The sequence below is a fragment of the Streptomyces sp. NBC_00212 genome, from assembly GCF_045206365.1.
Lineage (GTDB): Bacteria > Actinomycetota > Actinomycetes > Streptomycetales > Streptomycetaceae > Streptomyces.
This window is the reverse complement of record NZ_CP108115.1, coordinates 1,494,713-1,509,133: the sequence shown is the minus strand read 5'-3', so window position 1 is coordinate 1,509,133 and position 14,421 is coordinate 1,494,713. Positions and strand designations below refer to the sequence as shown.

Here is a 14,421-nt window from a genome sequence, read left to right as displayed (position 1 = left end):
CTTGTGGCGGTTGCCCTTGACCCTCCAGCCGCTGGAGGAGCCAGAGTCGAGCCGTCGGCCCCGGCACCGGCCGGGCCATGGAACCGCGGAGGTTCAGCGATACGCGGCAAGGGTGTGCAGTACGACACGGGGACGTTTCCGAGCGGGGACAGCACCCGCAAGACATTTGATTCCTCCGCCGTGGCGCGTGACATGGGCGTCATCGCCCGGGACCTGGGCTGCAACGCGGTACGCGTCACCGGTGGCGACCCCGAGCGGCTGAGCACGGCGGCCGCGCACGCCGCCGCGGCCGGGTTGGAGGTGTGGTTCTCGCCGTTTCCGTGCGAGCTGACGAACGAGGAGATGCTGCCCTACTTCGTCGACTGCGCCGACCGGGCCGAGGCGCTGCGCCGGGCCGGCGCCGAGGTCGTCCTGGTGACGGGGTGTGAGATCAGTGTGTTCGCCCGCGGCTACCTTCCCGGGGGCACCTTCAACGACCGCATGCACACGCTGCGCCGCCGGTGCGGGAAGCCGCGCTCAGGGAGATCCCCGACAAGGTCAACGCGTTCCTGAGGGACGTGGTCGAGGCCGTCCGGCCGCGGTTCGGCGGGCGGATCTCATATGCGTCCATTCCCATCGAGCACATCGACTGGACACCCTTCGACATCGTCGGGGTGGACGCCTATCGCAGCCGACGGAACGCGGCCCACTATCGTGCCGAGATCCGGCAGCACCTGACCCACGGAAAGCCGGTCGCGGTGACCGAGGCGGGCTGCTGCGCCTACCGGGGAGCCGCCGACATGGGGGCCGCGGGATGGCTCGTGATCGGCGCCGACTGCCCGCCCCTGACGCGGGCTCGCCCTCAGACCCAGCGCTTGGCCGCCTCAACGCTGTCGCCCCCGCTGGTGTTGAACGCGATCGCGGCGGCCGGCGCGTGCTGACGGACCAGGTTCACGACCAGCTCGAAGAAGACGAGCAGAGCCTCGGGCTTGCGGATGCCGCCCCCGATGACGACGACGTCCCACGCGTGCGCGTTGAGCGCGCCGATCACCGTGGACTCGGCCGTCTCGTCCAGCGCTATCAGGGCCATGGACGCGTCGATGCCGTGCTCGCCGAAGCGGGCCAGCTCCTTGTCGAGGACCGCGCGCATGGCGTCGCCGTCCATGCCGGGGACTGTGTGCGGGTCGATACCGAGAACAAGCGTGGAAGGCATGTGTGTAGGACGATCAGCGGACCGTCCGAGTTCCACCCGGCAGAGAAGCCCCACAGGTCAACTGCCCAACTGCCGGGCCGGATACGTCCTTCCGGTCCGGTCGGCGTCCTCCTTGGGAGGGCCGCACCGATCGGGCGCTTGCCGCGGGCGAGCCGACGCGGGCCCAGGAGTTGGTTGCCTTCATGGTCCAGGAGCTTCACCACCACATCAGCCGTGAGGAGGACGGCCTGTTCCCGGCGTCGCTGACCGCCTTGTCGGGCGACGAGTGGAACCGTTCGATGCCGCCTGGAGAGAGGCCCACCCGGTGGAGTGACCGCCTCCGGCTCGTGGCCTCAGCAGCTCGCAGAAGCCGTTGCGGAGGAGGCCCCTTGAGCCGCAGCCTCCCCCTCCACCAGCTTCTCCATCGGGCCGACCGCCAACGCCCCGGAGATCACGACCGCTGCCCCGATGACGACGACCAGGATGACCGTGCCGAGCCCCACCATCGTGTCCACCGGAATGGTGTATGCCCCCACCACACGAGCCACGCACTCCGTCAGCAGTGCCCCGCCCCACACCACGGAGAACAGCGTTTCGCGGCGGCGGAATTGTGCGTTCCCGGCCATCAGGCGGTCCCAGGCGGCGGCCTTGTCCGGCGAGTTCTTGGTGATCCAGGGCTTGAGCGCGGACGTCATCAGCGGGCGGCCGGCCGCCGCCGAGAGCAGGATGCCGATCCCGACCACGCTGCTGACCGCACCGTCCTTGGCCAGCATCAGCCGGGGATCGCCGCTGACCGCCGAGAGCGCCAGACCTCCTACGTTCACCGCCAGGACCAGCGCGGCGAGGCGGTTGAGGTTGCGGCCCTTCAACGCGCTCCACACCGTCCGCACCGCCGGGAGCACACTGCTGAGCGCCAGCGCGGCGAAGGTGCTCACCCCTGCGGCCTTGAGCGCGTAGTACGAGGCCAGCGGCACGCCCGCCTCCACGGCCAACGGCGTCAGGCTGTCCACCAACGGGTTGCGGCTGCTGCTCATCACGGTCTCCCCGGTCCAGTTCTCGACGACGGGAACAGCCTGCCGGGGCAGGGCACTTGGGCGGCAGAGATCGCTGTCCCGAGAACGCCGGGACATTTGTCAGTCGGTGCGGTGCGACAGGGGCCCGCGGTACGGCGGGGTCAGCGCCCCAGGCGCAAAAGTGCGGCCCGAAAGCGGTCCCGCGCCTTGGCCCTCGCGGCAGATCCAGGCCAGATCCCCGTACCTGCGGAACCGAATTCGGACGACGAACGTACGAGGAACGTACAGGGGGATTGTGCTCGGTAGACTGTAGACGATAGCCAATTTCCATGACCGGCTCGACGCTCGTGGTGCAGGAGGGGGAACCCATGTTGTCCGCAGGACTGCCGCAGGGAACCGTGCCCAAGCTGGAGCGGCCCGGGCCGCTGCGTGAGCGCGTGTACGAGGCCCTCCTCGAACTGATCACCACCCGGGCCCTGCGCCCCGGCCAGCACCTGGTCGAGAGCGAACTCGCGGGGCACCTCGGGGTGTCCCGGCAGCCGGTGCGCGAGGCGCTCCAGCGGCTCAACACCGAGGGCTGGGTCGACCTGCGGCCCGCGCAGGGCGCGTTCGTCCACGAGCCCACCGAGGAGGAGGCCGACCAGCTGCTCTCGGTGCGTACGCTCCTGGAGGCCGAGGCGGCCCGGCTCGCCGCGGCCAACTCCGGGTCGGCCGGGATCGCCGCCCTGGAGGAGCTGTGCGCCGAGGGCGAGCGGGCCGTCGCGGACGACGACGTGGACCTGGCGGTGGCGACCAACGCCGCGTTCCATGCCAAGGTCATGGAGCTGGCGGGGAACCTGGTGCTCGCCGAGCTCGCGGGCCAGGTCGACCGGCGGGTGCGCTGGTACTACACGCCGGTCGCCCGCCAGCGCGGCAAGCAGTCCTGGATCGAGCACCGGGATCTGATCGCCGCGATCTCGGCGCGCGACGAGCAGCGGGCGACCGAGGTCATGCGCGCCCACACCGAGCACACGCGCACGACCTACCACGAGCGGACCGATCGGGGCTGACCCCGCCGACAGCCCGGGCCGCGCTGTCCGAGCCCGTTCTGCCCGGCGGGTGCGGAACGCGCTCGGCTACGCCACGGATCGGCCCGCCGCTCCCGCCGACGCGATGGTGGCGTCGTTCTCCGTGGCCTGCACTCTGATCCGTACGGGTTCGGTGCCGGTGGTGTGGTGGCGGGCGGCCCAGTTCTGCAGGGCGGCGCGGCAGGCGTGATCCAGGTGCCGCACGGCCGTCAGGTCGAGTTCGATGGGCTGGTTCTTCGGCAGTGCCTCCAGGGTCTGCAGGATGCGGGGAAGCCGGAGGAAGGTGGCGTTGCCGGTGAGGGCCACCACCAGCCTGCCACCGGTGAGTTCGCGGGTGTCGAGGTGGACGTGGGAGGTCTCCCACGCCGACTTCGCCACGGCCAGCACCAGGCCCAGGACCACGCCTTCGAACATGCTCGTCGTCACGATGGCGACGGCCGTGATCGTGAGGATGGCGAGCTCGCCGCGGTGTTCGCGCCACAGCGGGAGTACTTCCTTGACGGGGATCAGCTTGCAGCCCGCGTGCACCAGTACGCCCGCGAGTGCCGCGAGGGGGATGATCCCGATCACCGTGGGCAGCAGCACGGTGAACAGCAGCAACCACAAGCCGTGCAGGATGCGGGAGACCTTCGTCGTCGCACCTGCCTGGAGGTTGGCGGAGCTGCGGACGATGACCGCGGTCATCGGCAGGGCCCCGAGCACGCCGCACACCGTGTTGCCCACGCCCTGGGCGACCAGCTCCTTGTCGTAGTGCGTACGCGGGCCGTCGTGCATGCGGTCCACCGCCGCCGCGCTGAACAGCGATTCCGCCGAGGCGATGAGGGCGAAAGCGAGGACCGTACCGAGCACCGCGATGTTGCCCAACGAGCCGAGGTCGCTCGGACCGGGCGGCTGGACGGCCTCGAAGAGCCCCTTCACCTTCACGTTGGCGACGTCCAGGCCACCGATCGCCGTGCCGGCGGTGGCGAGGGCCACCGCGGCCAGCGGCGCAGGGATCAGCTGCACCTTGGCGGGCAGCTTCTTCCACCCCACGAGCACGATGATGGTGCCGAGGCCTACCGCGAAGGCGGTCAGTGCGGAGCGGCTGGTGGCGATGTCACCGACCAGTCCCGGGATGCCGAGGATCTTCTCCAGGCCCGAGCGCGGCTGGTGGACGCCGGCCATGGTGTACAGCTGCCCGAAGATGAGCACGAGTCCGATGCCGGCCAGCATGCCCTGTACGACCGAGACGGAGATCGCCCGGAACCAGCGGCCGAACCGCAGCAGGCCCAGGCCGATCTGGAGCACTCCGGCCGCCAGCACGATGGCGCCGAGCATGCTCAGTCCGAACTCCCGGACGGCTTCGAGGACAAGGACGGTCAGGCCCGCCGCCGGGCCGCTGACCTGTAGCGCGCTCCCTGGCAGGAAGCCGACGACGAGCCCGCCGACGATGCCGGTGATCAGGCCGAGTTCGGCCGGCACGCCCGACGCCACGGCCACGCCCACACACAAGGGCAGGGCCACCAGGAACACCACGAGCGAGGCGAGCGCGTCCTGGCGCAGGACAGCAGGATTCTTGAAAGCGCACAGCATGAGTGAGGGTCCCCCCGAATTCGTACCCGGCCGGTTCACAGGGCTTTGAACGACAGTCCGTCGTCTTGCGCCTGTTGCGCTCTGACCGCGCCGGTATGCACTTCGTAGTACCAGGCGTGCAGGGAGAGCGTGCCCGCGTCGATGCGCTCTTGGACGCACGGGTAGCCGCGCAGCGTCTCCAACTGTGCGAGGGCGTGGGCTTGTACGGCTTCCGCGATGTCGGCGGAGGCCGTCGCCAGCGAGCGGGCGGGGGCGTGCGGCGGCACGGCTTCTTCCAGCCAGCCGCGGACGGCGGGAACGGCGGACAGGTCCTCGCCGCGGACCACAGCGCCGATCGCGCCGCAGTGGGAGTGCCCGCAGACGATGACGTCGCGGACGCCGAGGACGCGAACGGCGTACTCGACGGTGGCCGCCTCACCCGTGGGGCGGCCGCGGCCGGGGTAGGCAGGGACGATGTTGCCGGCGGTACGCAGTTCGAAGAGCTCACCCGGGCGCGCCCCGGTGATCAGGGTTGGCACGACGCGCGAGTCCGAGCAGGTGATGAACAGGACTTCCGGGGCCTGCCCGGCCTCGAAGGCCTGGAACAGTTCCGCATGCCGGGGGTCGGCCACGTGCGTGGCCGAGAAGGAACGCGTCTTGTCGATCAGTGACTTCATGATGGCCTGCCTCCTGCGCCTGCGCGGCTTCAGCCGGGGCGCGGTGTGGTCGGGTCGGTCAAGAGCGGTGAAGGGGTGCGGCGGCGATTCTTCAGGGCCACGTCCTCGGGGCGATACGCCACACCACTGCGGCACAGTCGGATTCGCTGCCGCAACCAAGACCTTACCAGCGCTTTGCCTGTTTATGGCAGACGAAATAGTTGCAAAATCCCCCAGGAATGGGACATTTGATCAATTTCGTGGCCGGGGAAGTGGGGCGTACGGTGGCACTGCGGGGCGCACAACACGCCTCTAGAGAAGGGGACTTGCATCGCCGATGCGCCACGAGAGACTCCCTTGTCGACTCCGTGCGCGGCGCCATTGGCAATCCTTGCCCTTCATTTGATCGGCGATTGTGCTTTACCTTCCGATTGTTTGAAGTTGAGGCTTGTTAAACGTGAAAGAGCCTCAGCAATTACGTGCAACGCGCAGGCGTATGCTCGGCCCATGGTTGAGCATCGCATGATCGACGTGAACGGCATCCGGCTGCACATCGCGGAGCAGGGCGAGGGCCCGCTCGTCCTGCTGCTGCACGGCTTCCCCGAGTCCTGGCACTCCTGGCGCCACCAGTTCGGACCGCTGGCCGCCGCCGGGTTCCGGGTAGTCGCCCCCGACCAGCGCGGATACGGCCGCAGTGATCACCCGGAGGACGTGGACGCGTACAGCATCCTCCATCTCGTCGGGGACGTGGTCGGGTTGATCCACGCACTGGGCGAGGAGGAGGCGTTCGTCGTCGGGCACGACTGGGGCGCACCGGTGGCCTGGCACACCGCGCTGCTTCGGCCCGACGTCGTGCGGGGGGTGGCGGGGCTGAGCGTGCCGCCGCCGTTCCGCGGGGAGCGTCCGCCGCTGGCGGCCATGCAGGAGCGGTTCGGCGGTCGGTTCTACTGGAACTACTTCAATCGACCCGGGGTGGCCGACGCCGAGTTCGCGAAGGACACCCGAAGCGCCCTGCGCAAGCTGTTCTACTCCGCCTCCGGTGACGCCCCCGATGCGGGCCGCCCCGATCAGGCGCTGGTGGCCGATCCGGGCCGGGGCTGGCTCGCGGACATGACCGAGCCCGAGGTGCTGCCGGACTGGCTCACCGAGGAGGACCTGGACGAGCTCACCGAGAGCTACGCCAAGGGCTTCACCGGCGCCCTGAACTGGTACCGCAACCTGGACCGCAACTGGGAGCTCACCGCCGCCTGGCACGGCGCGGTCGTCAGTCCGCCCGCACTGTACGTGTACGGCGACCGTGACCTGGTCCCGGCATTCCCGGGGACGCCCGAACTCATCGCGAAACTCCCGGAGTTGATGCCCAGCCTGCGCCGCGAACCGATCATGCTGCCGGGCTGCGGCCACTGGACTCAGCAGGAGCGGCCCGAGGAAGTGAATGCCGCGCTGGTCAAGTTCCTGACAGAGCTGCGGGGCTGATGGACCGCTACTGCTCGGTGCGGCCGTCGCACCGGCCGCGCGGAGCCCTTCGGCGGCCCGGCCGTTCACCGTGCCTGCCGCCCTGACGCACAGGGCCGCCCGGACCGGCTCAGCTCCGGGGCGGCCGCGCGCACATGGGGGCCTACACCACCTCCCGGCTGATGGGCTGGGGGTTGGCTGAGATGTCCCGCACCCTGGTCCGGCCGGGCTGGTGCAGCAGCAGGGCTGTGCAGCCCGCCACCATCGAGATGCCGCCCGCCAGGGCATAGGCGCCGTCGTAGCCCCACGCGTCGACGACCATCGAGCCGAGCCCGCCGCCGAACAGGCCGCTCACCAGCTTGCCGCTGTAGACCAGGCCGTAGTTGGAGGCGTTGTAGTTCTCGCCGAAGTAGTCCGGAGTCAGTGCCGCGAACAGCGGGTAGAAGGCGCCGCCGCCGAAGCCCGACAGGAAGGCGAAGAACAGGAACAGCCACTGGCTGTGGATATGGCCCGCCCAGATCACGCCGAACTGCGCGAGACCCAGGACCACGATCACGAACACCAGGGTCACCTTGCGGCCCCACAGGTCGGACAGCCAGCCCACGACCGCCCGGCCGATGCCGTTGATGACCGCCATGACGCCCATGGAGGAGGCGGCGACCAGCGGGCCGAAGCCGACCTCCTTCGCGTAGTCCACCTGGAAGGAGATGCCAAAGATGGAGACCCCCGCCGTCATCACGATGGTGATCCACATCAGCGGCAGCATGCCCGTCCTGATGGCCTCCTTCGGGGTGTACTGCTTGACCGCTGGAGGGTTCTTCGCGAGGCTCGCCGCGCTCTTGGCGTTGCCGGAGAAGTTCAGCGGGTCGATCTCGGCGGGCCACCAGTTCTTCGGCGGGTCCTTGAAGAACCAGGCGCAGACCCCGACCACGATCAGCACGTAGACGCCGATGAGGTCGAGGACCTCGTGGTAATTGGCGGTGTCGAAGGCGTAGTTGAAGATGAAGATGAAGGGCAGCGAGCCGTAGGCGAAGCCGCCGTTGACGAAACCCGTCTTGGCGCCCCGCCGTTCCGGGAACCACTTGCCGACCATGTTGATGCAGGTCGCGTAGACGAGTCCGGACCCCACCCCGCCCACGACGCCGACGCCGAAGATCGCGGCGAGCACGTTGTGCAGGTGGGACAGTGCGAAGAATCCGACGAGGCAGAGCGCCGAACCGATGTACATCGCCCGGCGTGCGGTCAGGATGCCCTTCTCCCGCATCCAGCCCGCGGGGAAGGCGATGCCGGCCTGGAAGAACACCCAGACGCTCAGAATCCAGAAGGTGTTGCTCTGCGTCCAGCCGTGGGCCTCGGAGAGGGTGTCCTCGGCGGAACCGTAGGCGTACTCGGACACGCTGATCGCCATCATCGCGACCCACGGCAAATACACCATCAACTTGCGGCTGTGGCCCAGCAGATAGCGGTCGCTCTCGCCGATCCGATAGACGCGGCCCTTGCTGTCCGTCACTTCGCGGTACGCGACGCCCGGCGCGTGCCGTGGTTCGCCGGGTGTGGAACTGTCGCTCATGGTCGTCCCCTTGGCGTCGAAAGAACCTGGCCAGCGCCCCCTGTCCAAACCCTTCGTTGCGGCAAGGCCCTAGGTGAGCAGCCCCGCGGCCCTTGCCCAGCGGTACTTCGCACCGAGCACCGCCACCGGCTTCTCGGTGGTGTAGGGGTAGGCGACGATGCCGCGCTCGAAGAGGTACGCGCAGGCCTCCTCGACCTCGGTGTCACCGGCCAGCGAGGCCACCACGGGCTTCTCGATGCCGCGCGCCCGGAACTCTTCGACGATCCGCGCCGTAAGCTCGGCGAAGACCATCGGCGGGGTGACGATCGTGTGCCAGTAGCCGAGGACGAGCGCGTGGATGCGCGGGTCCTCCATGCCGAGCCTGATCGTGGCCTCGTACGTGGCCGGCGGCTCGCCGCCCGTGATGTCGATCGGATTGCCCGCGGCGCCGAACGGCGGGATGAACGCCTTGAAGGCCGCGTCCAAGTCCGGGGGAATCTCCATGAGTTGGAGGCCGTTGTCGACGATCGCGTCCGACAGGAGCACCCCGGATCCGCCCGCGCCGGTGATGACGACGACGTTGCCGCCCCGCGGCGCGGGCAGCACGGGCAGGGCCCGCGCGTACTCCAGCATCTCGTTGAGGCCGGGTGCCCTGATCACCCCCGCCTGGCGCAGGATGTCGTCGTACACCGCGTCGTCCCCGGCCAGCGCGCCGGTGTGCGAGCCCGCGGCCCTGGCGCCCGCGCTGGTCCGGCCGGCCTTGAGGACCACGATCGGCTTCTTCGGCACGGTCGCCCGAGCCGCCTCGACGAAGGCCCGGCCGTCCTTGAGGTCCTCCAGGTGCATCGCGACGCACTGGGTGTTGGGGTCCTCGCCGAACCAGGTCAGCAGGTCGTCCTCGTCGATGTCCGACTTGTTGCCGAGCCCGACGATCGCCGACACCCCGGTCCTGGTGGAGCGCGCGAAGCCGAGGATCGCCATGCCGATCCCGCCGGACTGACTGGTCAGGGCGACCGGGCCCTTCACGTCGTACGGGGTGCAGAACGTGGCGCACAGGTCCTGCCAAGTGGAGTAGTAGCCATAGATGTTGGGCCCGAGCAGCCGCACTCCGTGCCGCTCGGCGATGGCCACGAGCTCGTCCTGGAGGGCCTGCTCGCCGGTCTCGGCGAAGCCGGACGGGATGAGCACTGCGTTCGGAATGCCCTTGCGGCCCACCTCCTCAAGGGCCGACGCCACGAACTTGGCGGGGATCGCGAAGACCGCCACATCCACCTCACCTGGAACGTCCGTGACACTCTTGTACGCCTTGCGGCCCTGGATGTCATCGGCCCGGGGGTTCACGGGGTGGATCTCCCCGGAGAAGCCTCCGTCGACCAGGTTGCGCATGACCGAATTGCCGATCTTGCCCTGCTCGTTGGACGCGCCGATCACGGCGACCGAGCGCGGCTGCATCAGCCGCCGCATCGAGCGCAGGATCTCCTCGCGGGTGTACGTCCGCCGCGGCTTGGCCACCTCGGTGGCGAGCAGGATCCGGATGTCGGCGGCGACCGCGCCCTCGGGCGTGGCGATCACCGGGTTGAGGTCGACCTCCGCGATCTCCGGGAAGTCGCTGACCAGTTGGGACACCCGGCGGATCTGTTCCGCGAGCGCCCACCGGTCCACGGCCGGCGCGCCGCGCACCCCGCGCAGGATCTCCGCCGCCTTGATCGAGTCGAGCATGGACAGCGCCTCGTCGGCGGTGACCGGAGCGAGCCGGAACGTGACGTCCTTCAGGACCTCGACCAGGACCCCGCCGAGCCCGAACCCCACCACCTTGCCGAAGGTGGGGTCGGTGACCGCCCCGACGATCACCTCCTGCCCCGGCGGCAGGAGCTGCTGCACCTGCACGCCGTCGACGCGGGCATCGGGAGCGTAGGCGCGGGCGTTCTCGACGATCCGGTGGAAGGCGGCCCGCAACTCGGCCGCGCCCTCCACGCCGACCACGACCCCGCCCGCGTCGGTCTTGTGCAGGATGTCCGGCGAGACGATCTTCAGTACGGACCTGCCGCCGAGCCGCGCCGCGTGCGCGACCGCCTCGTCGACGTCCCGCGCGAGCGCCTCGCCCGGCACGGCGATCCCGTACGCGTCCGCGATCGTCTTGCCCTCGGGCGCGGTGAGCGCGGCGCGCCCCTCGGCCCGTACGGCCGCGAGCAGCGCCCGCACCGCCTCGCGGTTCTGTGCCTCGACACCGACCATCGCTCAGATCACTCCGTTCGTCTTGAGCAGCCGCAGTTCGTCAACGCTCAAGCCCAGTTCGCCGACGTACACCTCTTCGTTGTGCTCGCCGAGCAGCGGCGAGGTGACCATGTCGACGGGGGAGTCGGAGAGCTTGAGCGGCGAGCCGACGGTGGTGAACCGGCCGCGCTCGGGGTGTTCGACCTCGACGACCATCTCGTTGGCGGCGAGGGATGCGTCCTCGATGATCTCCTTGGTGGAGAGGATCGGGCCGCACGGGATGTTGTGCGCGTTCAGTCGCTCAAGTACCTCCCATTTTGGGAGAGTTGAGGACCACTCCTCGATCAGCTGGAACATCTTGCCGAGCTTGGGGAGGCGCGCCTCGGGTGTTGCCCACTCGGGGTCGGTGGCGAGCTCGGGACGGCCGATGAGCTCGGTGACCGGCTGCCATCCGACCGGCTGAACGATCACATACACGTAGTCGTTGGGCCCGCCGGGCGCGCACTTCACGGCCCAGCCGGGCTGCCCGCCGCCGGACGCGTTGCCGGAACGGGGAACTTCCGTGCCGAAGTCGTCATTGGGGTACTCCGCCAACGGTCCGTGCGCCAGCCTTTGTTGGTCGCGCAACTTGACCCGGCACAGGTTGAGGACCGCGTGCTGCATGGCGACCTGGACGCGCTGGCCGCGCCCGGTGGACTCGCGCTGGTAGAGCGCGGCCAGGATGCCGGCCACCGCGTGGATGCCGGTCCCGGAGTCACCGATCTGCGCGCCGGTGGCGAGCGGCGGCCCGTCCTCGAAGCCGGTGGTGGCCATCGACCCGCCCATGGCCTGCGCGACGACCTCGTACGCCTTGAAGTTGGTATACGGGCCTTCCCCGAAGCCCTTGATCGAGGCGTACACGATCCGGGGGTTTATCTCCTGGATCCTCTCCCAGGTGAAGCCCATGCGGTCGACGGCGCCCGGGCCGAAGTTCTCCACCATCACATCGGAGCGGCGGATGAGCTCGGTCAGGATCTCCTTGCCGCGCGGGGTCTTGGTGTTGAGGGTGATGCTCCGCTTGTTGCAGTTGAGCATCGTGAAGTAGAGCGAGTCGACGTCGGGCAGGTCGCGCAGCTGCCCCCGGGTGATGTCACCGGTGGGCGCCTCCAGCTTGACGACGTCCGCGCCGAGCCAGCCGAGCAGCTGGGTGGCGGAGGGGCCGGACTGGACGTGGGTCATGTCGAGGACGCGTACGCCCTCAAGCGCCTTGCTCGCGGGGGCCGTTGTCATGGCAGGGCTCCTCTACTTGTACATGGTCTGGTTCATGGTTCCGGGGGCGTACGCGTCCGGATCGACCCACACGTTGATCAGCGACGGCTTGCCCGACTCGCGGGCGCGTCGCAGCGCGGGCGCGATGTCGGCGGGGTCGCGGACCTCCTCGCCGTAGCCGCCCAGCATCCGCGCGAACTGGTCGTAGTGGACGTCGCCCAGGGTGTTGCCGATCCGCTCCCGCTCCAGGCCGTACTTATGCGCCTGGCCGTAACGGATCTGGTTCATCGAGGAGTTGTTGCCGACGATCCCGACGAACGGCAGGTCGTAGCGCACCAGCGTCTCGAAGTCCCAGCCCGTCAGCGAGAACGCCCCGTCGCCGAACAGCGCCACGACCTCCTTGTCCGGCCGGGCCTGCTTGGCGGCGAGCACGAACGGGATGCCGACACCGAGCGTGCCGAGCGGGCCCGGGTCCATCCAGTGCCCCGGCGACTTCGGCTGCACGACCTGACCGGAGAAGGTGACGATGTCGCCGCCGTCCCCGATGTAGATCGAGTCCTCGGTGAGGAACTCGTTGATCTCGCCGACCAGCCGGTACGGATGGATCGGCGAGGCGTCCGACTTCAGCTGCGGCAGCCTCTTCTCGATCGCGGTCTGCTCGGCGGTCCGCAGCTCCTCCAGCCACGCCTTGCGCTTGACGGCCCCGCCATCGAGCCGCCCCGACGCGGCCTGGGTCACGGACTTGAGGATCATCCCCGGGTCGCCCACGATCCCCAGGTCGACGTCCCGGTTCTTGCCGACGGTGCGGTAGTCGAGGTCGATCTGCACAACGGTCGCATTCGGCGGGAGCCGCTTCCCGTACCCCATCCGGAAGTCGAAGGGGGTGCCCACGATCACGATGAGGTCGGCGTTGGAGAACGCGTACCGGCGCGACAGCTGGAAGTGGTGCGGGTCCCCGGGCGCCAGCGTGCCGCGCCCGGACCCGTTCATGTACGCGGGCACGTTCAGGGTGCGTACGAGCTCGATGGCGTCGTCGGTGGCCCGGCTCGTCCACACCTGGCTGCCCAGCAGGATCGCCGGCTTCTCGGCGTGTACGAGCAGGTCGGCGAGCTTCTCCACGGCCTCCGGATCGCCGGGGCTGCGGGTGGAGGCCCGGTAGCGCCCTGCCGCCGGGATGCGCGCCTTCTCCAACGGCACCTTCGCGTCGAGCACATCGCGCGGAATCTCCAGGAAGGACGGCCCCGGCGCCCCGTTGAAGCACTCGCGGAACGCCATCGACACCATGTCCGCGGCCCGCGAAGTGTCCGGGACGGTCGCCGCGAACTTCGTGATCGGCGTCAGTATGTCGACATGGGGGAGGTCCTGGAGCGACCCCATCTTGTGCTGGCTGTGCGCGCCCTGACCGCCGATCAGCAGCATCGGCGACTCGGCACGGAAGGCATTGGCGACCCCGGTGATGGCGTCCGTGGTGCCGGGCCCGGCCGTGACCACCGCGCAGCCGGGCTTCCCGGTGATCCGGGCGTAGCCGTCGGCCGCATGCGCGGCGACCTGCTCGTGACGTACGTCGACGACCTCGATCCCCTCGTCCACGCAGCCGTCGTAGATGTCGATGATGTGGCCGCCGCAGAGGGTGTAGATGACATCGACGCCCTCCGCCTTCAGCGCCTTGGCGACCAGGTGTCCGCCCGAGATGAGGTCCTGACCGCTGTCGTCGGAGCCTTGAGGCATGGCGAAGTCCGTCCCTTCGTAGGGGAGTTGAGGTGCGCCTTCGGTTCTGCCCGCCGAGGGCAGGGGGCGCCCTCCGATAGATTGCATACAGTCGACGAATACTGTATGAACCTTGTTATCTCTCATTCGATGGTGCGCTGTCCAGGGGCGTGCGGCACTTTCACACTCAGAGAGGAGCCGGCATTGGATCTGTACGGGTACGAGGCAAGGGGTCTGTTCAAGGGTCACGGCATCGCGGTCCCCGACGCGGCCGTGGCCGCATCCCCGCGCGAGGCCCGGGCGGCGGCCGAATCGCTGGGCGGCCGGGTGGTCGTCAAGGCGCAGGTGAAGACCGGGGGCAGGGGCAAGGCGGGCGGAGTGAAGCTCGCCGCGAACCCGGCGGGCGCCGAACTGACGGTCCGCCAGATCCTGGGCAAACGTGGTCGCGGGCTGCGGGCCGCGGCCCGCCAACTTCCCCTACATCGGGGGAGGTGCCTCGGCCCAGGTCATGGCGGATGGCCTGACCGTGATCCTCTCCGACCCGGCCGTGAAGTCCGTGTTCGTGAACGTCTTCGGCGGGATCACGGCCTGCGACGCGGTGGCCGACGGCATCGTCCAAGCCCTGGAATCAGTGCACTTGACCCAGCCCCTGGTCGTACGCCTGGACGGGAACAACGCCGCACAGGGCCGCGCCATCCTCGCCGACCACGCCCACCCGCTGGTCCAGCAGGTGACCACCATGGACGGCGGGGCCCGCCGCGCCGCCGAACGCGCCCAGCGGGGAGTCTGA

At 69.4% G+C, this 14,421-nt stretch carries 12 protein-coding genes and 1 pseudogene; 5 read left to right on the top strand and 8 right to left on the bottom strand.

Annotated elements, in window-relative coordinates:
* Window positions 1-180 precede the first annotated feature (180 nt).
* Together OHA17_RS06950 and OHA17_RS06945 are read left to right on the top strand one after the other, a co-directional pair.
* Window positions 181-552, top strand: a complete 372-nt coding sequence (locus OHA17_RS06950) for a hypothetical protein (RefSeq protein WP_406505004.1) — start codon at window positions 181-183, stop codon at window positions 550-552.
* A complete protein-coding gene (locus OHA17_RS06945) occupies window positions 501-920 on the top strand; it encodes a hypothetical protein (protein ID WP_406505002.1) in 420 nt (139 codons plus the stop codon). Before OHA17_RS06950 ends, OHA17_RS06945 begins: the two co-directional genes overlap by 52 nt.
* Here OHA17_RS06945 and OHA17_RS06940 read toward each other — a convergent pair.
* Window positions 842-1,192: a hypothetical protein gene (locus OHA17_RS06940; protein ID WP_406505000.1), complete on the bottom strand. Its 351-nt coding sequence runs from the start codon at window positions 1,190-1,192 to the stop codon at window positions 842-844. The genes OHA17_RS06945 and OHA17_RS06940 overlap by 79 nt on opposite strands.
* A 332-nt stretch (window positions 1,193-1,524) precedes the next feature.
* Window positions 1,525-2,205, bottom strand: a complete 681-nt coding sequence (locus OHA17_RS06935) for a VC0807 family protein (RefSeq protein WP_406504998.1) — start codon at window positions 2,203-2,205, stop codon at window positions 1,525-1,527.
* Window positions 2,206-2,552: 347 nt separating this feature from the next.
* On the opposite strand from OHA17_RS06935, the gene OHA17_RS06930 reads away from it, so the two are divergent.
* Window positions 2,553-3,233, top strand: a complete 681-nt coding sequence (locus tag OHA17_RS06930) for a GntR family transcriptional regulator (protein ID WP_406504996.1) — start codon at window positions 2,553-2,555, stop codon at window positions 3,231-3,233.
* A 66-nt stretch (window positions 3,234-3,299) separates the two neighbouring features.
* Here OHA17_RS06930 and OHA17_RS06925 read toward each other — a convergent pair whose 3' ends face one another.
* Both OHA17_RS06925 and OHA17_RS06920 read right to left on the bottom strand, forming a co-directional pair.
* On the bottom strand, window positions 3,300-4,823 hold the full coding sequence (locus tag OHA17_RS06925) for a SulP family inorganic anion transporter (protein ID WP_406504994.1): 1,524 nt from the start codon (window positions 4,821-4,823) through the stop codon (window positions 3,300-3,302).
* Window positions 4,824-4,858: 35 nt separating this feature from the next.
* Window positions 4,859-5,479 carry a carbonic anhydrase gene (locus OHA17_RS06920; protein ID WP_406504992.1) on the bottom strand — a complete coding sequence of 207 codons (621 nt, stop codon included), beginning with the start codon at window positions 5,477-5,479 and terminating at the stop codon, window positions 4,859-4,861.
* Between the two features lie 486 nt (window positions 5,480-5,965).
* Here OHA17_RS06920 and OHA17_RS06915 point away from each other — a divergent pair, with 486 nt between their 5' ends.
* Window positions 5,966-6,934, top strand: coding sequence for an alpha/beta fold hydrolase (locus tag OHA17_RS06915; RefSeq protein ID WP_406504990.1), 969 nt, complete (start codon window positions 5,966-5,968; stop codon window positions 6,932-6,934).
* 142 nt (window positions 6,935-7,076) lie between these two features.
* Here the strand turns inward: OHA17_RS06915 and OHA17_RS06910 are convergent, their stop codons facing one another.
* From OHA17_RS06910 to OHA17_RS06895, 4 genes are all read right to left on the bottom strand, one after another.
* A complete protein-coding gene (locus OHA17_RS06910) occupies window positions 7,077-8,483 on the bottom strand; it encodes an OFA family MFS transporter (protein ID WP_406504989.1) in 1,407 nt (468 codons plus the stop codon).
* A 69-nt stretch (window positions 8,484-8,552) separates the two neighbouring features.
* Window positions 8,553-10,697, bottom strand: coding sequence for an acetate--CoA ligase family protein (locus OHA17_RS06905; RefSeq protein ID WP_406504987.1), 2,145 nt, complete (start codon window positions 10,695-10,697; stop codon window positions 8,553-8,555).
* Window positions 10,698-10,700: 3 nt separating this feature from the next.
* Window positions 10,701-11,945, bottom strand: a complete 1,245-nt coding sequence (gene frc, locus OHA17_RS06900) for a formyl-CoA transferase (protein ID WP_406504985.1) — start codon at window positions 11,943-11,945, stop codon at window positions 10,701-10,703.
* 12 nt (window positions 11,946-11,957) lie between these two features.
* Window positions 11,958-13,652: a thiamine pyrophosphate-binding protein gene (locus tag OHA17_RS06895; protein ID WP_406510651.1), complete on the bottom strand. Its 1,695-nt coding sequence runs from the start codon at window positions 13,650-13,652 to the stop codon at window positions 11,958-11,960.
* A gap of 183 nt (window positions 13,653-13,835) precedes the next feature.
* Between OHA17_RS06895 and OHA17_RS06890 the strand changes: the two are divergent.
* Window positions 13,836-14,421: pseudogene (locus OHA17_RS06890) on the top strand (ATP-grasp domain-containing protein).